We start from the raw sequence: 18877 nt of genomic DNA on the forward strand, positions 1-18877 counted from the left end.
CGCGCGAGCCGATCAGGCGCGTCGTTGGCGCGATCCTCGAGGCCGGGCAGGAGGTGCAGTTGCGCTTCCATCCCAACTGGGGCGCGGTTGGGCAGAGCGTCCGGAATAGAGGGCGCTGAACGAGGGACTTTCAGGCGCCCTGCGGTGCCCCCCACCGAAGCGCATCACGCCGCACCAGCCGACCGCAAAGGACCATCAGCAACGCGGCGAGCACGGCGATGCCGCTGAGCAGGATGAACGGGATGCGATACGATCCCGTCGCATCGAAGACATAGCCCACGCCCGCCGGACCGACCGCCGCGCCCAGGTTGAACGCCGTCGTCATCACGGCGATCACCCGGATCATCGCCACCGGGCCGAAGATCTGGCGGGAAAGCACCGGGATATTGACCAGAAACCCGCCCTGTGTCGGGCCATAGACGATCGCGAGAAGGACAATCGTGCCGACTCCGCCGACGGGCAGCGTCAGCAGCACGCCAAAGGCCGCGATGAAGAAACAGGCAGCGGCCCCGCTCGTCGAAAAGCGCTGGATCAGCCAGCCGAAGCCGATCTTTCCGACATTGCTCATCAGCATGACGCTGGAGAAGCCGATAGCGGCAACGGCGGCGCCGAGCTGCACCTCGCGGTCGAGAAACAGGAAGAGATGGGTGGCGACCGATTCATCGACCAGGCCGATGAGGAAGTTCGAGCAGAGCAGCAGGATCAGGACAGACGAAAAGCGAATGCTGCGAAACGCCTCCGCCGGGCTTTCCTCGACGGCGGAGCCGTCCTCCGTTTCGGCGGACGGCCGAACATGTTCGCGCGCGCCCCACATCAGGACCGGCAATGCCACGACCCAGATTCCGGCGCTCATGATCAGCACGGCACTACGCCAGCCATAGGCTTCGACCGCGATGGTGGTCAGCCACGGCACCACCACGCCCGCGGAGCTCAGGCCGATAAAGGCGATGCCCACCGCCACCCCCTGGCCCTCCGCGAACCATTGCGACACGAAGATCTTCATCGAGGTCGCGGTGCCCAGCGCACTGAAGCCCAGCAGCGCTCCGACGAGATAGAGCATGGGCAAGGTCGTGGCATTGGCGAACATCGCCAGCGCCACGCCCGCCATCACGGCGCACAGGACGGCAAGGCGCTTGACGCCGAACCGTTCGACGAGGTGCCCCGTGAAGAATGCGGTGGCGGCGCCGACCCCGAATTTGATCGAGTTGAGGGTCGATACATCCCCTCTCGACCAGCCGGTATCGTCCTGGATGGCGCCGAGCAGCACCGGAATCATCATCGCCGGGATGCCGACCGTGCAGAACAGGATCGTGAAGGCGACGAACAGATTGCGGCGAGCCGCCTTCCGCTCGCTGGGAGCCGGAAGATCGTCTTGGCTCAACGGACGCGATTTGATCATGATACCTCGAAAGCCGGCGAGAAGCTGGCGGCATGCGATGCGGTCTGGCGGACGACGATCCCGGCACCGCTCGGTGAAAGGGTCGCGACATCCGGGGATATGCAAACCGCATCGTGTTTGAACGTGAGGGCGGCGGCATTACTTGCCACCCATTGCCGCGGGGATCATGCGCGCAATCGACGCGTCCGGCGGCCAATCAGGCGGTGAGCATCAACTGAGGATGCCGGTCCGGCTCATGACAAGGGCGAAGGAGACAAGGCTGAAGCGGCGGATCGTCATACCGGTCATCGTTACGCTCCGTCCCGAATTACGCCTCGGACATGTGGCCCTGTGTTGCCTGCCTTGCGCTCCAGCTCAAGAATTTTCTCGAAGCGTCGGCGTTTCCGCACCTCGGGGAGGGTGGGAATGCCGGATGATGTCCGGATTTGGGATTTCTTCACGGGGGAAGGATAAAGCGGCGTCATGCCGACTCGCGCGTTCCTGACTGTCGATACCGAATTGATGTGGCGTCACCATGCCGCAGGGCTGGATATCGACGCCATTTCCGAACGCTCGCTGGAGCCGGCGGGTGTCGGGATCGGCTATCAGCTGCGCAAGCTTGCCGAGCATGACCTCAAGGCGACCTTCTTCGTCGATCCGATGCCCGCGGTTGCGTACGGCATCGAACCGATCAAGCGTGTCGTCGGTGCGATCCTCGAGGCGGGGCAGGAGGTGCAGCTGCATCTCCATCCCAACTGGGCCGCGGCCAGCGCCGAAGACCGGACCAAACATGCCTCGTTCGAGCTGATCGACTTCACGCTGGTAGAGCAGCGCGAGCTGATCCGCGCCGCGTCGGACCTGCTGGTCGCGGCGGGGGCGCCGCGGCCGATCGCCTTCCGCTCGGGCAGCTATTCGGCGAGCGACGACACGTTGACGGCGCTGGCCGAGCTCGGCATCCGCTATGATTCGAGTCATAACGGCTCCGAGCACCCCTGGCCCAGCGCGATCGGGCTGCACGAGCGGCAGATCGCGCCGGTCGAACATCGCGAGGTGATCGAGCTGCCGGTGACGCTGATCGAGGATCGCGTGGGGCATTTGCGGCATTTCCAGATCTGCGCGCTGTCCACTGGCGAGATGCGCGATGCGCTCGACCATGCGGTGCGCGCGGATCATGCCGCGGTGACGATCGTCAGCCATGGGTTTGAGCTGGCTAATCGTGCCGGCACCCGCGCCAATGCGGTGCATGTTGGCCGGTTCGACGCATTATGCCGTATGCTCGCCGACCGCCGCGGCGCGATCATCACCAGCCACTTCGCGGACTTGTCGGGCCTGCCGCTCGACCACAACGACGTGCCGCTGGGTCCCAGCCTGATCCGCACGCGTATCCGTCAGGCGCAGCAGCTCTGGTCGAACCTCGTGTCGGAACGCGCGGCGTGACCCATATCGCCGCGGCTGCGCTCAATTTCCGTATCGGCGCGCGCACGGTGCTGCGCGTGCGGCGAACGATGGTGCCGGTGGCAATGACCCTCGACGATGCGCGCGATGGACAGCTGCCCCCGCTTCCGCCGCTGCCGGACGAAGCACAGGGCTATATCGTCACGTCGTTGCCCGAGGACCGGCTGGAGGCGATGACTGAGGCTTCGGGCGGGATGATCGGCTTCGTGCGCCAGCGCTACATGCGCTATTTCGCGGATCTGACCGGGACGTATGACGGCTATCTCGGAACGCTCTCTTCGAGCGCTCGGCAGGGCGTGAAGCGCAAGGCGAAGAAGGTTGCGCAGGTCTCGGGCGGGCAGCTTGATGTGCGGCGTTTCCGTACCCCCGCCGAGCTGCAGGTGTTTCACGGCATCGCGCGCGCTATCGCCGTCAACACCTATCAGGAAAAGCTGATGGGGGAGGGGCTGCCCGGTACGCCCGAATTCGTGCGAACGATGCTGGCAGATGCGGCGGCGGATGCGGTGCGCGCCTGGCTGCTCTATATCGGCGACCAGCCCGCGGCGTATCTCTATTGCCCCGCGCAGGGCGAGACGCTGATCTACGAATATGTCGGGCACGACCCCGCGTTCAACGATCTGTCACCGGGCGCGGTGTTGCAGATGGAAGCGTTTCGCGAGCTGTTCGAAGAGGGCAGGTTCGCGCGCTTCGATTTCACCGAAGGCGAGGGGCAGCACAAACGCCAGTTTTCGACCGACGGGGTCGCCTGTCTCGATCTGCTGCTGCTGCGTCCCAGCCTCTCGAACCGCGCGGCGACGACGGCGCTGGGCAGCTTCAACCGTGCGGTGGCGGGCGGCAAGGCGCTGGTCGAAGCGGCGGGGCTGGACCAGCTGAGCAAGAAGCTGCGGCGGGGCTGACGGCCCGGAGCTGCATGCTACAAGCGGCCGATGCACCTTGCCGCCAGCGCCATTGTTCTCGCGATCCGTCCGCACGGTGAATCCGGGGCGATCGTGCGTGCGCTGACGGCGGAGGCGGGGTTGATGGCGGGTTATGTCCGTGGCGGGCGGTCGCGGCAGTTGCGGCCAGTCCTTCAGCCGGGGAATGTCGTCCTCGGCGACTGGCGGGCGCGGACCGAGGAGCAATTGCCTGCGCTCACCGTCGAGCTGGTGCACAGCCGCGCGCCGATGTTTCGCGAGCCGTTGCCCGCCGCCGCGTTCGAATGGGCGACGGCGCTGACCGCGGCGGCATTGCCCGAAGGGCAGCCCTATCCGCAGATTCACGCGGCATTGGGAGGCATGCTCGACGCGGTCGAGGCTGCGCCGGCGGCGCGCGGCTGGGCGGCGGCGCTGGTGCGATACGAACTGCTGATGCTCGCCGAACTCGGCTTCGGGCTCGATCTCGAGCGTTGCGCCGCGACCGGGATCAACGATGACCTGGCGTTTGTCAGTCCGAAGAGTGGCATCGCGGTCAGCCGTTCGGGCGCGGTGGGGTATGAATCGCGCCTGCTGCCATTGCCGCGCTTCGTCGTCGCGGGCGGGGCGGCGGAGTGGGACGATATCTTCGCGGGTCTGCGCCTCACCGCGCACTTTCTCGAGCGCGACCTGCTCCACGGCAAGGCCGCCGAAGTGCTCGCGGCGCGTGCTCGGCTGGTCGACCGGCTGAACAGGGCGGTTGCGTGAAGCGGTCAAGGCGGTAAGGCGCCCCAGACCTCAAGACTCAGGTGGAGTGCAAATGCCGCTGATCGCAGTTCTTTCCGGCGACGGGATTGGCCCCGAAGTCACCGCGCAGGCGCGCCGCGTGCTCGACGCGCTCGACCTTGGCCTCACCTTCGAGGAGGCTCCGGTCGGTGGCGCAGCCTATTTCAGCGATGGCCATCCGCTCCCGGCACGCACGCTTGACCTGGCGAAGCGTGCCGATGCGCTGCTGTTCGGCGCTGTGGGCGATCCGCGCGGCGACAATCTGGAGCGTCACCTGCGCCCGGAACAGGCGATCCTCGGCCTGCGCAAGGAGCTCGAGCTGTTCGCGAACCTGCGCCCGGCACGGCTGTTCCCCGGCCTTGAGGATGCCTCGACGCTCAAGCCCGAAGTGGCGCGCGCGATCGACATGGTGATCGTGCGCGAGGTCAATGGCGACGTCTATTTCGGCGAGAAGGGCATGCGCACCACCGCGGACGGTCGTCGCGAAGGCTATGACATCATGTCGTACGACGAAGATGAGGTTGTGCGCATCGCAAAGGTCGGGTTCGAGACGGCGCGCGTGCGCAACCGCAAGGTCTGCTCGATCGACAAGGCCAATGTCCTCGAAACCTCGCAGCTGTGGCGCGACGTGGTGATCGAGGTGGCGCGCGACTATCCCGACGTTGAACTCAGCCACATGTATGTCGACAATGCCGCCATGCAGCTGGTGCGCAATCCCGGGCAGTTCGACGTGATCCTGACGGGCAATCTGTTCGGCGACATCCTGTCCGATCAGGCGAGCATGTGCGCGGGATCGATCGGCATGCTACCCTCGGCCACGCTGGGGAGCTCGGGCAAGGGGCTGTACGAGCCGATCCATGGTTCTGCGCCCGACATCGCCGGACTGGGCAAGGCCAATCCGTGTGCGACGATCCTGTCGGCGGCGATGCTGCTGCGCTATTCGCTGGGCATGGAAGATGCAGCCGACCGGATCGAGGCGGCGGTGACCGCGGCGCTGGTGGGTGGCGCACGCACGGCGGATCTCGGCGGCACGCTCTCCACCGAAGCGATGGGTGACGCAGTGCTGAAGGCGCTTGCATGAGCGCTGAGCTGCTCGAGCTGGCGGTCGTCATTCCGACCTTCAACGAGCGGCGCAATGTGCCGATTCTCGTCGCTGCGCTCGACAAGGCGCTGGCCGGGAGGCGCTGGGAAGCGATCTTCGTCGATGACGACAGCCCCGACGGCACCGCCGATGCGGCGCGCGAACTGGGCCGGACCGACACCCGCGTGCGGGTGATCCAGCGGATCGGGCGGCGCGGACTTTCCTCGGCAACGATCGAGGGGATGTGCGCCACCGCCGCGCCGCACGTCGCGGTGATCGACGGCGACATGCAGCATGACGAGACCTTATTGCCGAAGATGCTCGATGCGCTGCAGGCTGACGCCGGCCTCGATGTCGCGATCGGTTCGCGCTTCGTGGATGGCGGCGGCACTGGCGAATGGGACAAGGACCGCGTCGCCAAATCGGCGCTGGCGACCAGGCTCTCGCGCCAGGTGCTTAAGGTGGACCTCAGCGATCCGATGAGCGGCTTCTTCATGATCCGCAGCGAAGTGGTGCGCGAGATGGTGCCGCATCTCTCGGCGATCGGCTTCAAGATCCTGCTCGACATCATGACCGCCAGCCCGCGGCAGTTGAAGTTCGTTGAGCTGCCCTATGTCTTCCGCACGCGGCAGGAGGGTGAAAGCAAGCTCGATCACGTCGTCGCGATGGAATATCTGATCGCGCTCTACGACCGGATGTTCGGGCGGGTGATCCCGGTACGGTTCGCGATGTTCTCCGCGATCGGCGCGCTGGGGGCGGGAGTCCACTTCAGTGCGCTGTGGCTGTTCTATCGCCTGTTCGGGTACAGCTTCCTGACCGGCACGATCGTCGCGACGATGGTCGCGATGACGTTCAACTTCTTCCTCAACAACGCGCTCACCTATCGCGACGCGCGGTTGAAGGGATTCCGCCAGTTGCTGGACGGCTGGATCGGTTTCTGCATCGTCTGCTCGGTCGGCGCTGTCGCGAATGTCGGCGTTGCCGCGTTCCTGCACGACGTGCAGCAGGCGCAATGGGCGCCCTCCGCATTGGCGGGGATCGTGGTCGCAGCGGTGTGGAATTTCGCGCTGTCGTCGCGCTTTGTGTGGGGGCGATACTAAGGCTGCCTTATTGGCGCTTTGATTGCGGGCGAGGAAGCCGCGATGATCAGGTCGCGTTTGCTGCTTCTTCCGCTTACCCTGTTGTCGGTAAGCATTGCTGTTCCTGCCGTCGCGCAGGAGGCCGCGCCGGATTCTGGGGAAGAGGTGGTCGTCACCGCGCGGCGCTCGGGCGCGCCGATGTGGACGGTCGAGACGTCGACCGGGGTCGTGCTGCTGGTTGGCGAGATCACCGAAGTCCCCAAGGCGACACCCTGGCACCCCGACCGGCTGGAAAGGGCCACCGCCGGCGCGCAACGCATCATCCTGGGCACCAAGGCCAAGGTTTCGCCGGGCGATATTCTGAGGCTCATCTTCAAGGGCGGGAAGCTTACCAAGCTGCCCCATAAGGGGGTTGCCGGCGACTATCTCGATGCGACCCGGTTAGCTCGCCTTCGGGCGCTCGAGTCGCGGTATGGCCAGCGCTACGACCGGAGCAATTTCCTGATGACCGCCTTCGACCTGCTTTCGAAGCGGCTCGCGTTCAGCAAGGACACCACCGACGATGCGACCGACGTGGTGCGCAAGTCCGCGCGGCGTGCGGATATCGCCACGCGTCCGGTCGGTGAGGTGCGCGGCGAGGATATGCTCGACAATCTGTTCGCGGCGGCGCCGGCCAGCCATCTTCCCTGCCTCGACGCCGCGATGGCTGCGGCTGAGGTTGGCCCCGATATCGTGACGGCGCGGGGCAAGGCCTGGACCAGCTTCGATATTCCCGCGGTGATGACCAATCCGCTCGAAACGGCGCTCGGACGTTGCTGGCCCTGGACCGACAGCAGCTTCGGTCCTGCGCTTCGCGGGCAGTGGATCGCGGCGATCGACGAGGCGATGGCGCAGCCGGGCGTGACCCTTGCCGTGGTGCCGATCCGGGTATTGGCGGAGAGCGACGGTGTGCTCGACCAGCTCGAACGCCGCGGGTTGCCGGTGACAGGTCCCGCGTGGCGCATCGCGCGTTAGCTCAGGCCCAGTTCGGGAACCAGATCCAGCGTTCGAACCCCCGGTCGCTGGGCAAGGCAAGCGCGGAGAGGATCGGGTAGAAATAGGCGAACAGCCCGACGCAGAGCACCAGGTACCATTCGTCGTTGCGCTTCACCCGCGCCGCATAATGCTGGAACGCGACTGCCAGCACGACCGACAGGATGATGCCGGGCAAGTAGTAGTAGTAATAGAAGCCGAGCGACTTGGGGATCACCGCCCAGACGCCGAGCGAGAAGGTCCACAGGATCGCCGCGGCGAGCGGCACGCCGGCCTTTTCGCGCAACCCGGCCCACCAACAGGCCGCGACCGCGACCAGTCCGCCCCACATGATCGCCGGATTGCCGATCAGCAGTACGCCGCGTGTCGCACCCTGATCGGGTTCGTAGAAATACCAGATCGGGCGGATCATCAGCGGCCAGCTCCACCAGTCCGACTGGTAGTTGTGCGGGGTGAGTTGCTGGGTCTGGAGCTCGAGCATCTCGAGCTGGAAGGGAATCAGCCGCGCCAGCGTCAACGGATTCACCGAATAGAAAAAGGCGGGAGCGAAGGTCAGCAAATAGGTGCCGATGCTGATCGCGCCGAGGATCGCGAGACCGGCAAACCAGCCCATGCCACCAAAGCGTTCAGGGTGGCCGCGTCGCAGCCACAGGAACGCCACACCCGCGAATGCGACATAGGGGATTGCCGCCCATTTCACCGCGACTGCGCTGCCAAACAACACGGCGCATACTATCCAGCGCGAGGACGCGCGCCGCGAATCGCCCTGCATTGTCCACAGGAAGGCGGTACCCGCCCATATGAGGAACAGCCCGAGAAACGCGTCGAGCATCGCGATCCGGGCCTGAATGAAGACGAGCTGGCCCAGTATCGCGAACAGCGCCGCGAACAGCGCGGTGCGCGTTGCGTGCGTGAGCAACAGGGTGAAGGCGTAGACGCCCATGATCGTCAGCGCCCCGGCAAATACGGGCATGATCCGCCACCCGATCGGGTTGTCGCCGAAGATCAGCATTCCGAGTGCAATCAACGACTTGCCGAGCAACGGGTGTTCGATGTTCACCGGGTGCGACAGGTCGAGCAGCACGCGCGCAGCGGGCACATAGTGCACTTCGTCGAACATCAGAATGCTGGGACGCTGGACGCCGATGCCGAACAGCAACAGCGCCGCGATGCCGATCAGCAGCGCCAGCAGGACGGGGCGTTGTTCGAGGCGATCGAGCATCCGTCGATGCGATAGCGTAGCTTGGGGCGTCCGTCACCCACCACCCTTGCGCGCCTGTGGGCAACGCTTCTAGAGGGTTCGCCATGAAGCGTCGTACCGGACAAGATCGCGAGATCACCAAGAACTGGAAGCCTGCCACGCTCGCCGTGCGCGGGGGGACCGCCCGCAGCGAATGGGGCGAGACGAGCGAAGCGCTCTTCCTGACCTCGGGCTATGCCTATGATTGCGCCGGCGACGCCGCTGCGCGCTTCTCGGGCGATCAGCAGGGCATGACCTATTCGCGCCTGCAGAACCCGACGGTGGAGATGCTCGAGCATCGGATCGCACTGCTGGAAGGCGCCGAAGCATGCCGCGCAACCGCGTCGGGGATGGCCGCGATGACGGTGGCGCTGCTGTGCCAGCTGTCGGCGGGCGATCATCTGATCGGCGGACGCGCTGCGTTCGGCTCGTGCCGCTGGCTGACTGACACGCAACTCCCGAAGTTCGGGATTGAGACGACGGTGATCGATGCGCGCGACCCGCAGGAGTTCGTCGACGCGATCCGCCCGAACACCAAGGTGTTTTTCTTCGAAACGCCCGCCAACCCGACGATGGACGTGGTTGATCTGAAGGCCGTCTGCGCGATCGCCCGCGAACGCGGCATCGTCACGGTGGTCGACAATGCCTTCGCTACGCCGGCGCTGCAGCGGCCGATGGATTTCGGTGCGGACGTTGTCGCCTATTCGGCGACCAAGATGATGGACGGACAGGGCCGCGTGCTCGCCGGTGCAGTATGCGGGACCGAGGATTTCATCAACAACACGCTGCTGCCCTTCCACCGCAACACCGGGCCGACGCTGTCGCCGTTCAACGCGTGGGTGGTGCTCAAGGGGCTGGAGACGCTCGACCTGCGCATCCAGCGCCAGAGCGAGAACGCGCTCAAGGTCGCGCGCTTCCTCGAGGGCCGCGTTCCGCGCGTTAATTTTCCTGGCCTGCCGAGCCACCCGCAGCACAATCTGGCGATGAGCCAGATGGCTGCAGCGGGGCCGATCTTCTCGATCGAGCTCGACGGCGGACGCGCTCAGGCACACGGACTGCTCGACGCGCTCGGCCTTATCGACATCTCGAACAATATCGGCGATTCTCGTTCGCTGATGACTCATCCTGCCTCCACCACGCACAGCGGCGTCGCCGAGGACCAGCGCCTGTTGATGGGCGTGGGCGAGGGCATGCTGCGGCTCAATGTCGGCCTTGAAGATCCGGAGGACCTGATCGCCGATCTCGATCAGGCCCTCGGCTCGGTCGGGTTGTGAAGGCGCTCTTCTCTCAGGAAGAAATCACGCGCGACATCGTCGTGCGCGTCTCGGTGAGCTATCTGCCCGAACAGTCGGAGCCCGACCGGGGCCGCTGGTTCTGGGCGTATCACATCCGCATCGAGAATGAGGGGCGTCAGGCAGTGCAACTGCTCACGCGCCACTGGATCATCACCGACGGTCGCGGTTCGCGCCATTCGGTGGAGGGCGAGGGCGTGGTCGGCGAACAGCCGATGATCGCGCCGGGCGCCAGTTACGACTATGTCTCGGGCTGCCCGCTCGCGACGCCCACGGGTTCGATGCAGGGCAGCTACCACATGATCGGCGCGGACGGCATGGAGTTCGACGTGGCGATTCCCAAATTCACTCTGTTGGCACCGGCGGTTGCGGAATGAAGCGGACTCATCTCCCCTTGAACGGCCTGCGCGTGCTCGACGCGGCGGCGCGGCATCTGTCCTTCACGCGCGCGGCGGATGAGCTGGCGGTGACCCCGGCGGCAGTCGGTCAACAGATCCGCGCGCTCGAGGATACGCTGGGTGTGGTGCTGTTCCGCCGCACAACCAAGGGGCTGGAGCTGACGCCTGAGGCGGAGGCCGGTCTCGCTGCGCTGCGCGCGGGCTTCCTCCAGTTCGAGGAATCGGTGCGGGCGATGCAGGCGGGGCAATCGTCCAAGTCGCTGACCATCGCTGCGCCGCGTGACCTGACCGAGAAATGGCTGATGCCGCGCCTCGCTGAGATTGCCCGCGACGATGCTGAGCTGCGCTTCGTGCTCATCACCGCGGATGAGGCGATCGACTTCACCGAAGCCAATCTCGACCTCGCGATCCGCTGGGGCGAAGGGCCGGGCGAGCATGAGGGTGAGGCACTGGAGAGCGACGGCATGGTGACCGTCGGTCGCCCCGGCTCCAATGCCGACACACCGATCGCCTGGCCGGGTTGTGTGGCCGAGGACGGGGCAGCGCTGGTACGTGTCGGCGATGCCGGCCTTGCGCTCGATGCCGCCGCAGAAGGCCTGGGCCGCGCGAGCGTGCCCGAATTGCTTGCGCGCGGGGATATCGAGGCGGGGCGGGTCGCAGTGCTCGGCGATCCGCGGCCTTCGCGGCTCGGCTACTGGATGGTCGCGCCGCTGCCGCAATGGCGGCAGAAGAAGGTCAAGACGCTGGTCGAGGCGCTGGGAGAAGCGTGACCCCGCCGCAACGTGAAATGGTGACGATCGAGACGGAGCGGCTCGTTCTGCGGCCGCGCAGGCTCGATGATGCCGAGGCGTTGCACCGTGCCTTCGCCGATCCCGAACTGATGCAATATTGGTCCGGTCCGCCACATGCGAGCGTTGAGGAGACGCGCGCGGATCTGGCGCGCGACGCGCCGGAGTGGCGCCGCTGGGCGATCACGCTCAAGGGCGACGATACTGCGATCGGCACGGTTGTTGCGGGCGAGAAGCGGCAGGGCAACGTCACCGAGATCGGCTATATCCTCGTGCGCGATCACTGGGGCAGCGGTATTGCCCGCGAGGCGGCATCGGCGGTGATCGACCAGATCTTTGCCGAAGGGCAGCGGCGTGTGTTCGCGGATACCGATCCGGACAACAAGCCGTCCCGCGCAATGCTCGAGCGGCTGGGCTTCAAGCACGAAGCGCTGCTGCGCGCCGAGTGGGAAACGCATCTGGGCGTGCGCGACACGACGATCTATGGGCTGTTGCGCGACGAGTGGATCGGCGGCAGGCCCTAGCGATCCTTTGCAGGGCGGCCAGCGGCCTCAGCCGCCCTTACTGGACTCGCGCGGCGCCGAACCGGCGGGTTCGGGTGTCAGGTCAATCGAAGACAGCCGGCCTATGAGTGCACGGGAACGTAACCGCGAACCGGTCGGGGTGTGCGTGTCGAAGACCATCGTGAACCGTTCGATCCGTTCGAGTCCTTCTTCCTCGGCCGCCAGCCTGAGCGGTGCGTAACGGCGGCCCGCGACCGCCTCGCGCACCTTCCCGGGCCATAGGCCGTGCACCGCGTCGGATTGCCGCAGCGTCTCGACATCGTTGACGGTGCCGTCGGCGGCGATGCGGAAGCGCACGTCGATCCATTGAGGGCCGGTATCGAGTCCCAATGATGCCAGCCCAACGCCGGTCGGCGGGACGTTTGACTGATCAAGCTGCACGATGGGCGCGTAGATCAATACAGGCTTGTCGACTTTGGTGCCGAGTGACGCCACGGCCTTGTCGACCGCCTGCTTGTCGCCATGCCTTGATGCCAGGCTGGCGCGGAGCATGCCTGCCGCAGAGCGGAACGGCGCCAGCTCTGGCTGAACCGTCTTCTCGATCCGCGCGATCGCGTTCTCAGCCGCGCTGCGATAGGCTGGCCTTTGCTGGCTCACTGCGCCGTAGAGCGCGGCTTCGCGGAACATGGCGTAGCCGCGAACCTGCGGCAGTCCGGCCTTGTCGGCTTGCTTCGCGACCTTGCGATAGACGTCGATCGCCGCGACGACCCGTCCCGCGCGGGCATATTCGTCGCCGGTCATCAGCCGTTGCATCAGGACACGTGAATCGCCCTTGTCGAGCCCCGCCTTGAGCGCATCAAGCGATTCGATCTGGAGGAGCCGGCTGAGGTTGCGATAGCCGTCGAGATCGCTAAGCCGCCCATAGGCGCGGGTGAGATCGGCGACTTCGACCGGATATTGGCTGGCAAAGCGGGCATTGCGTCCGCGCGCCGCGGCAAGCGTGATTCGCGCGGCATGATACTCGCCCGCAACGAACTGGTTCTCGGCATATGCAAGGCTGGCGTCGATATCTTCCCTGGGCGGGCATTGGCGGGCGAGGCAGGCCTTGAGCTGCCTTTCGGTCTCCGCCAGCGGCTTCCCGGTGACCACGACTGTCTGAACGTCGGAGCTGTCCTGTGCCTGGGCGATGGCGGGCAAGACAAACAATGCAGAGCCGATCAGTAACACCTTCTGCGCGATCATGAAGACCTCCCCCTATTCGATGCTTCGACACAGAAGTGGCGGGCATCCGACAAACCTGCTCTTGCCGATCTGCAGAATTACGAGGTTTCGAGATTAACATTCGCTGACCGGATCGATTTTCGCGTCTGGTCGTTGCGGCACCAGCTCTGCTGAGCGCGCACGAATGGACCGACTAGCGATATCTAGCGGCTGGCGGTTTGCGTCAGCAGCCGGTTCATCAGGATCGCAAAACCGCGCTCATCCACGGCGGCGTCTTTGCGGGTCCAGCCGCCGGTGATTGCGTACCAATTGCCCTTTTTCGTCTTCACCAGCCAGCTCATATAGATCACCCCCGGCTCGGATCCGCCCTTGAACCCGGCATAGTCGAACAGCGCAGCTACGGGCGCGCCGGGGTTAACCGCGAGGATCGCCAGTGCTTGCTCGCCGCCGTTGGTGCGCAGCCAGTTGAGCACCGCGGCTTCGTCGCGGGCGCTGGCGAACCATTCCACATCAGGCGCCAGCGGCTTGTCGGCGAACATCGAGGGATCGATCTTCGTCGCCGCCAGCCGCGCGCGATTGTCGGCGAGCAGCTTGCGGCGGCCGTCCGGCCCGGCCGCTTTCCACTGCGCAGCGAGATCGGCGTTGGCGGGGACCTTGAGCTGGAACAGCTCCATCGTCGTCAGCAGCGGAAGCGTCGCGGCGGGATCGGCGACGCCGGTCTGCGAGACCATTGCATCGACCTTGTCGCGTCCGAGCGCGAGGAGCAGCGCATCGGTCGCGGTATTGTCGCTGATCGAGATCATCAGCGTCGCCAGCGTGTGGAGCGTCACCGGCGCACCTTTGGGCCAGTGCTGAGTGATCCCGGATGGCATCGAGCGCTCGTTCAACGTGACGACGTCGCTCCACTTGCGCATCCCCGTGTTCACCTGCCGCGTGGCTTCGGCAAGGATCCACAGCTTGAACGCAGACCCGATCGGCATGGGCTGGCTGCCCGCCAGTTCGGCGACGGGCGTCACACCATCGCCCAACGCATAGATGCCGAAAGCAGCGGTGCCGGGCAGCGTGCGGATATCTGCCGCCACCTTCGCTACGCTGTCGCCGCGCGGCTCAACGCGCGATATCCGCAGGCCGGTGACGCGATGCGGCGGGGTGGGATCGACGACGATATCGACGATGGCGATGCCCTTCTCGAAACCCAGTTCGACGGTGGCGGCATGGGGCGAGGCCGCGGTGACCTTCTCGACCTTCACCACCGCGCCAAATTGTGCCTTCAGCTGCGGGCCGATCTGGTCGAACTGGGTCTTGGGTATCTGTGCCTTGAAGGCGGGGGCGAAGAAGTCTTCGAAATCGCCGGCGCCGTTGATCAATGCCGGCAAGGCGTCGATCCGCGCCTTGAGCGCCGGCGGAACCTCGGCATTCGCGGACGCCGGCTGTGCAGCGGATTGCGCGAGGGCGGGAGCGGTCATTGCGGAGATCAGGCAGCAGGCAGCGAGAAGGACTGTTCGCATCAGGAATCCTTTCGGGGACGGATCAATCAATAGCCGGATCGGCGTCGAGCGTCGCGATTTCCATGGCGATGATGCGGGCGGCGGCGCGGTTGAGCCACAATACCAGCCCGAAGATGAGTGTGATCACCGCGGTCCCGATGCCGCCGTTGAGCAGCGCGGTGCTGAGCGGCACAGTTTCGGCCTGTGCGAGGACGCTCGCCGGGACGAAGGCGGCCATACCGGGGATGAATGGGGCAATATACCAGCGGCCTACGCTCGCCAGCGCGTCGTGGCGTGCGACGAGCAACTGGCGATAGTGGGTGCGTGCATCCCGGGCCAGCGCCGCCGGGTCGTCGGCAGGGCGTCGACGCCATAGATTGCGGATGACGATACAGACACCGGCGATGATCATGAGGCTGGCGATGCGGACGCCCCAGTCGGACGCCTTGATGGCGATGTTGCCGAAGAAGAGGATGCCCAGCGCGCCGGCCCCATATTCGACCAGATTGCTGACGCGCATCCGATTGCGGAACCGGCTGGCGCGCACGGCCAGCTCGGCGACGGAGGGAGGGCGAGCACCGGTCTGTTGTGCGGTCCAGAGATTGACGATCGGATCGGTCATGCTGGCGCTCCTGTTACGAAATGGCTGGCAAGCAGCGCCTTGATCCGGTGCACCTTTACCGCGACGTTGCCGGGTGAGAGTCCGATGACTTCGGCGATCGTCGATGCATCGACCCCTTCGAGATAGAGCAGGATGACGCTGCGGTCGGTGGGCTTGAGAGCCGCGATCAGGCCGTGCAGGCGCGCGAGCAGACGGCTTTGGTCGGCGATCGTTTCCGGATCGTCGGCCGTCAGGATCGTGCCGGCCTCGTCGAGCGAAACGAGGCGTGCGCTGCGTCGGGCGCGCGCGACGTGGGTCGCGGCGATGTTGTGGACGACGCGGTAGGTCCAGGTCCCGGGTGCGCAGCGGCCGTCATAGGCGGCAAGGCTGCGCCATAGCGCGAGGTGCATGTCTTGTTCGAGGTCGCGGGCGCGGTCTGCATCGGCTTCGACCGCGCGTGCAAGGCGGGCAATTGCCGGCGCGTGAGCCGTGGACATTTCGGCATAAAGCCGGTCCTGTACCGTATCCCCGCGCTCGATCTGGGCCATTTCCGCGTTCATGCCCCTTTAGTCGCGGGCGACGGGGATTCCTTACACGCGGTGGCGGAAAAGATCAGGCGTCGATCGCTTCCTCGTCGAGCCGGGCCGCATTCTCCTGAATGAAGGCGAAGCGGTGGGCAGGGTTGGTGCCCATCAGCCGATCGACCAGATCCTTGACGCCTGCGCGCTCCTCATATTCCTGCGGCAGGGTGATGCGGATCATGCCGCGGGTCTTGGGATCCATCGTCGTTTCGCGCAACTGGCCGGGATTCATCTCGCCAAGGCCCTTGAAGCGCGCGACCTCGACCTTGCGGCCCTTGAACTCGTTCGCCTCGATCTGCGCGCGATGCGCGTCGTCGCGAGCGTAGAGCGACTTGGTGCCTGCGGTCAGGCGGTAGAGCGGCGGCTGGGCGAGATAAAGATGCCCGCGGCGGACGAGGTCGGGCATCTCCTGGAAGAAGAAGGTCATCAGCAAGGTCGCGATATGGGCGCCGTCGACGTCGGCGTCGGTCATGATGACGACGCGTTCGTAGCGAAGGTTGTCCACAACGCAGTCCTTGCGCGTGCCGCAGCCGAGCGCGAGGGTCAGGTCGGCGATCTCGGTATTCGCGCCGATCTTTGCCGTCGTCGCGGAGGCGACGTTGAGGATCTTGCCGCGGATCGGGAGGATCGCCTGGGTCTTGCGGTCGCGCGCCTGCTTGGCGCTGCCGCCGGCCGAATCGCCTTCGACGATGAACAGCTCGGTGCCGGCGGGATCGTCGGCCGAGCAGTCGGTGAGCTTGCCGGGCAAGCGCAGCTTGCGCCCCGAGGTCGCGGTCTTGCGCTTGACCTCGCGCTCCTGCTTGCGGCGGAGACGATCGTCCATTCTTTCAAGGACATAGCCGAGCAGCGCCTTGCCGCGGTCCATGCGGTCGGCGAGGAAATGGTCGAAATGGTCGCGTACCGCCTTTTCGACCAGCGCCGTCGCCTCGGGCGAGGTCAGGCGATCCTTGGTCTGCGACTGGAACTGCGGCTCGCGGATGAACACCGAGAGCATCAGCTCGGAACCGACCATGATGTCGTCGGCGGTGATGTCCTTGGCCTTTTTGTTCCCGACCAGATCGCCAAAGGCGCGGATGCCGCGCACCAGTGCCTGCCGCAGTCCCTGTTCGTGAGTGCCGCCATCGGGCGTCGGGATGGTGTTGCAATACCAGCTGTAGCTGCCGTCGCTCCATAGCGGCCATGCGACCGCCCATTCGACGCGGCCCTGTGAGTCGGGAAACTCCTGGCTGCCCGAGAAGAACTCCGCGGTCGCGCCTTCGCGCGTCCCGATCTGCTCCTTCAGGTGATCGGCAAGGCCGCCCGGGAACTGGAACACCGCTTCGGCGGGGGTGTCGTCCGAGATCAGCTCGGGCGCGCATTTCCAGCGAATCTCGACACCCGCGAACAGATAGGCCTTGGAGCGGGCGAGCTTGTAGAGCCGGGCCGGCTTGAAGTTCATCTCCCCGAAAATCTCAGTATCGGGGGTGAAGCTGACGAGACTGCCGCGCCGGTTGGGGGTTCCGCCGAGATGCTCGAGCGGACCCAGCGTCTGCCCCTGGCTGAAGCGCTGGCGATAGAGCTGCTTGTCGCGTGCGACCTCGACCACGGTATCGACCGACAGCGCGTTGACCACGCTGATGCCGACGCCATGCAGGCCGCCGGATGTTGCATAGGCCTTGCCCGAGAATTTGCCGCCCGAATGAAGCATCGAGAGGATCACCTCGAGCGCCGACTTGTCGGGGAATTTGGGGTGCGGATCGATCGGAAAGCCGCGGCCATTGTCGGTGATGGTCAGCCGGTTGCCGACATCGAGCGTCACCTCGATCCGGTTGGCATGGCCCGCCACCGCTTCGTCCATCGCATTGTCGAGCACTTCGGCGGCGAGGTGATGCAGCGCGCGCTCGTCGGTGCCGCCGATATACATGCCGGGACGGCGACGGACCGGCTCGAGCCCTTCAAGCACCTCGATCGACGAGGCGTCATAGGTGTTGGCGGGCGTGGCGGACGAGGGCTGGAACAGATCGGAGGACATTGCCTGTTGCTATATCGTTCCGCGGGGTGCGGGCAAGCGGGGCTGTTGCTGCAATGCAACACATTCGGCGGTTTGCGACAAAGCACGGGATAGAATGGCGCAATCGCTCGTTATCCCGCCGCTAGTAACCAATGGAGTACCCCCTAACATGCGTATGCGTACCCTGCTGGGTGCCGCCACCGGCGCCCTGACCCTCGCTGTCGCCGCAACCCCGGCTTATGCCCAGGATGCCGCGGACGGCGACGAATTCACCGGTTTCTATGTCGGCGGATCGGTCGGCTACACCGTTCAGAAGAACGATGTCGGCGAATCGATCCTGTTCGACGCGGGCCGCAACGGCAGCTTTGGGGACACCATCGCGACGTCGGGCGGCGGCAACGCCTTCGCGCCGGGCTTCTGCAACGGCGCGGCGACCTCGACCGCCAACCTTGCGTGCAAGAACGATAAGGACGGCGTCGAATATTATGCGCGGCTCGGCTTCGACAAGCAGATGGGCAAGGTCGTGCTCGGCCTGGTCGGCGAGTTCGGCAAGTCGGAAGTGCGCGACAGCGTTTCGGCGTTCAGCACCACCCCGGCCTTCTACACCATGACCCGTGAGCTCGACTGGAACGCAGCGCTGCGCGCCCGCGCCGGTTACACCGTTGGTCCGAAGACGCTGGTCTATGCGACCGGCGGCGGCGCCTACGCCAAGATCGACCACAGCTTCGCGACCAGCAACACGACGAACTCGTTCGCGCTGTCGGGCAAGGACCATGCGTGGGGCTGGCAGGCCGGCGGCGGTCTGGAGCAGAAGCTGAGCAAGAACGTCTCGCTCGGCGTCGAATACATCTACAGCCGCTACAATGACGACGATGCGCGGGTGAATGTCGGCACCGGCACCGCGGGCGCGACCAACCCGTTCGTGCTGGCGGGCGGCGCGGACTTCGCGCGCAGCCAGAACCGGTTCGACATGCATTCGCTTCGCGCGACGGCGGCGTTCCGCTTCTAATCAGCTTGTGAGCGAGGGCGACGGCCGGTGGAGCGATCCGCCGGCCGTTTTCTTTGTGTGCTTTAT

Annotated in this window: 18 protein-coding genes; 11 read left to right on the forward strand and 7 right to left on the reverse strand. The window is 65.6% G+C overall.

Going from position 1 to position 18877, the window contains the following annotated elements; genetic code table 11:
* Positions 1 to 130 precede the first annotated feature (130 nt).
* Positions 131 to 1381, reverse strand: a complete 1251-nt coding sequence (locus AC07NK_RS06120) for an MFS transporter (protein WP_495169699.1) — start codon at positions 1379 to 1381, stop codon at positions 131 to 133.
* Positions 1382 to 1861: 480 nt separating this feature from the next.
* Between AC07NK_RS06120 and AC07NK_RS06125 the strand changes: the two genes are divergently transcribed.
* The 6 genes from AC07NK_RS06125 to AC07NK_RS06150 are packed head-to-tail and all read left to right on the forward strand — an operon-like array spanning position 1862 to position 7683.
* On the forward strand, positions 1862 to 2815 hold the full coding sequence (locus tag AC07NK_RS06125) for a polysaccharide deacetylase family protein (RefSeq protein WP_495169700.1): 954 nt from the start codon (positions 1862 to 1864) through the stop codon (positions 2813 to 2815).
* On the forward strand, positions 2812 to 3729 hold the full coding sequence (locus AC07NK_RS06130) for a GNAT family N-acetyltransferase (RefSeq protein WP_495169701.1): 918 nt from the start codon (positions 2812 to 2814) through the stop codon (positions 3727 to 3729). The genes AC07NK_RS06125 and AC07NK_RS06130 overlap by 4 nt, the downstream gene beginning before the upstream one ends.
* Positions 3730 to 3759: 30 nt before the next feature.
* Positions 3760 to 4491 (forward strand): DNA repair protein RecO, encoded by a 732-nt coding sequence (gene recO / locus AC07NK_RS06135; protein WP_495169702.1) that lies wholly within the window; start codon positions 3760 to 3762, stop codon positions 4489 to 4491.
* 52 nt (positions 4492 to 4543) lie between these two features.
* Positions 4544 to 5590 (forward strand): 3-isopropylmalate dehydrogenase, encoded by a 1047-nt coding sequence (leuB, locus tag AC07NK_RS06140; protein WP_495169703.1) that lies wholly within the window; start codon positions 4544 to 4546, stop codon positions 5588 to 5590.
* Positions 5587 to 6690 carry a glycosyltransferase family 2 protein gene (locus AC07NK_RS06145; RefSeq protein ID WP_495169704.1) on the forward strand — a complete coding sequence of 368 codons (1104 nt, stop codon included), beginning with the start codon at positions 5587 to 5589 and terminating at the stop codon, positions 6688 to 6690. The genes leuB and AC07NK_RS06145 overlap by 4 nt, the downstream gene beginning before the upstream one ends.
* A gap of 42 nt (positions 6691 to 6732) precedes the next feature.
* A complete protein-coding gene (locus tag AC07NK_RS06150) occupies positions 6733 to 7683 on the forward strand; it encodes a TraB/GumN family protein (protein WP_495169705.1) in 951 nt (316 codons plus the stop codon).
* Position 7684: 1 nt separating this feature from the next.
* Here the strand turns inward: AC07NK_RS06150 and AC07NK_RS06155 are convergent, their stop codons facing one another.
* The gene (locus AC07NK_RS06155) at positions 7685 to 8923 is read right to left on the reverse strand and encodes a phospholipid carrier-dependent glycosyltransferase (RefSeq protein WP_495169706.1); all 1239 of its coding nucleotides are present in this window, start codon (positions 8921 to 8923) and stop codon (positions 7685 to 7687) included.
* A gap of 83 nt (positions 8924 to 9006) precedes the next feature.
* On the opposite strand from AC07NK_RS06155, the gene AC07NK_RS06160 reads away from it, so the two are divergent.
* From AC07NK_RS06160 to AC07NK_RS06175, 4 genes are read left to right on the forward strand one after another with little or no spacing between them, the layout of a single operon-like run.
* Positions 9007 to 10215, forward strand: coding sequence for a trans-sulfuration enzyme family protein (locus AC07NK_RS06160; protein WP_495169707.1), 1209 nt, complete (start codon positions 9007 to 9009; stop codon positions 10213 to 10215).
* On the forward strand, positions 10212 to 10610 hold the full coding sequence (gene apaG, locus AC07NK_RS06165) for a Co2+/Mg2+ efflux facilitator ApaG/CorD (RefSeq protein ID WP_495169708.1): 399 nt from the start codon (positions 10212 to 10214) through the stop codon (positions 10608 to 10610). Before AC07NK_RS06160 ends, apaG begins: the two co-directional genes overlap by 4 nt.
* Positions 10607 to 11401 (forward strand): LysR family transcriptional regulator, encoded by a 795-nt coding sequence (locus AC07NK_RS06170; RefSeq protein WP_495169709.1) that lies wholly within the window; start codon positions 10607 to 10609, stop codon positions 11399 to 11401. The genes apaG and AC07NK_RS06170 overlap by 4 nt, the downstream gene beginning before the upstream one ends.
* Positions 11402 to 11418: 17 nt before the next feature.
* Positions 11419 to 11943 (forward strand): GNAT family N-acetyltransferase, encoded by a 525-nt coding sequence (locus AC07NK_RS06175; RefSeq protein WP_495170340.1) that lies wholly within the window; start codon positions 11419 to 11421, stop codon positions 11941 to 11943.
* A gap of 27 nt (positions 11944 to 11970) precedes the next feature.
* On the opposite strand, the gene AC07NK_RS06180 is transcribed toward AC07NK_RS06175, so the two are convergent.
* From AC07NK_RS06180 to parE, 5 genes are all read right to left on the reverse strand, one after another.
* Positions 11971 to 13164: a hypothetical protein gene (locus AC07NK_RS06180; protein WP_495169710.1), complete on the reverse strand. Its 1194-nt coding sequence runs from the start codon at positions 13162 to 13164 to the stop codon at positions 11971 to 11973.
* A 182-nt stretch (positions 13165 to 13346) separates the two neighbouring features.
* Entirely contained in the window at positions 13347 to 14651 is a 1305-nt protein-coding gene (locus AC07NK_RS06185; RefSeq protein ID WP_495169711.1) for a serine hydrolase, read from the reverse strand.
* Between the two features lie 22 nt (positions 14652 to 14673).
* Positions 14674 to 15252, reverse strand: a complete 579-nt coding sequence (locus AC07NK_RS06190; RefSeq protein WP_495169712.1) for a hypothetical protein — start codon at positions 15250 to 15252, stop codon at positions 14674 to 14676.
* A complete protein-coding gene (locus tag AC07NK_RS06195; RefSeq protein ID WP_495169713.1) occupies positions 15249 to 15791 on the reverse strand; it encodes an RNA polymerase sigma factor in 543 nt (180 codons plus the stop codon). The genes AC07NK_RS06190 and AC07NK_RS06195 overlap by 4 nt, the downstream gene beginning before the upstream one ends.
* Positions 15792 to 15843: 52 nt before the next feature.
* Positions 15844 to 17823 (reverse strand): DNA topoisomerase IV subunit B, encoded by a 1980-nt coding sequence (gene parE, locus AC07NK_RS06200; protein ID WP_495169714.1) that lies wholly within the window; start codon positions 17821 to 17823, stop codon positions 15844 to 15846.
* A gap of 148 nt (positions 17824 to 17971) precedes the next feature.
* Between parE and AC07NK_RS06205 the strand changes: the two genes are divergently transcribed.
* Positions 17972 to 18811, forward strand: a complete 840-nt coding sequence (locus tag AC07NK_RS06205) for an outer membrane protein (protein WP_495169715.1) — start codon at positions 17972 to 17974, stop codon at positions 18809 to 18811.
* The last annotated feature ends 66 nt before the right edge of the window (positions 18812 to 18877 follow it).

Source organism: Sphingomonas sp. GW821-FHT09B04, assembly GCF_059418285.1.

Bases quoted from the DNA above. Each gene is read 5' to 3' on its own strand.
- AC07NK_RS06175 (WP_495170340.1), top strand. From the start codon at position 11,419: ATGGTGACGATCGAGACGGAGCGGCTCGTTCTGCGGCCGCGCAGGCTC.
- parE (WP_495169714.1), bottom strand. From the start codon at position 17,823: ATGTCCTCCGATCTGTTCCAGCCCTCGTCCGCCACGCCCGCCAACACC.
- recO (WP_495169702.1), top strand. From the start codon at position 3,760: ATGCACCTTGCCGCCAGCGCCATTGTTCTCGCGATCCGTCCGCACGGT.
- AC07NK_RS06145 (WP_495169704.1), top strand. From the start codon at position 5,587: ATGAGCGCTGAGCTGCTCGAGCTGGCGGTCGTCATTCCGACCTTCAAC.
- AC07NK_RS06125 (WP_495169700.1), top strand. From the start codon at position 1,862: ATGCCGACTCGCGCGTTCCTGACTGTCGATACCGAATTGATGTGGCGT.
- AC07NK_RS06185 (WP_495169711.1), bottom strand. From the start codon at position 14,651: ATGCGAACAGTCCTTCTCGCTGCCTGCTGCCTGATCTCCGCAATGACC.
- AC07NK_RS06160 (WP_495169707.1), top strand. From the start codon at position 9,007: ATGAAGCGTCGTACCGGACAAGATCGCGAGATCACCAAGAACTGGAAG.
- AC07NK_RS06180 (WP_495169710.1), bottom strand. From the start codon at position 13,164: ATGATCGCGCAGAAGGTGTTACTGATCGGCTCTGCATTGTTTGTCTTG.
- AC07NK_RS06205 (WP_495169715.1), top strand. From the start codon at position 17,972: ATGCGTATGCGTACCCTGCTGGGTGCCGCCACCGGCGCCCTGACCCTC.
- AC07NK_RS06170 (WP_495169709.1), top strand. From the start codon at position 10,607: ATGAAGCGGACTCATCTCCCCTTGAACGGCCTGCGCGTGCTCGACGCG.
- leuB (WP_495169703.1), top strand. From the start codon at position 4,544: ATGCCGCTGATCGCAGTTCTTTCCGGCGACGGGATTGGCCCCGAAGTC.
- AC07NK_RS06190 (WP_495169712.1), bottom strand. From the start codon at position 15,252: ATGACCGATCCGATCGTCAATCTCTGGACCGCACAACAGACCGGTGCT.
- AC07NK_RS06195 (WP_495169713.1), bottom strand. From the start codon at position 15,791: ATGAACGCGGAAATGGCCCAGATCGAGCGCGGGGATACGGTACAGGAC.
- AC07NK_RS06155 (WP_495169706.1), bottom strand. From the start codon at position 8,923: ATGCTCGATCGCCTCGAACAACGCCCCGTCCTGCTGGCGCTGCTGATC.
- AC07NK_RS06150 (WP_495169705.1), top strand. From the start codon at position 6,733: ATGATCAGGTCGCGTTTGCTGCTTCTTCCGCTTACCCTGTTGTCGGTA.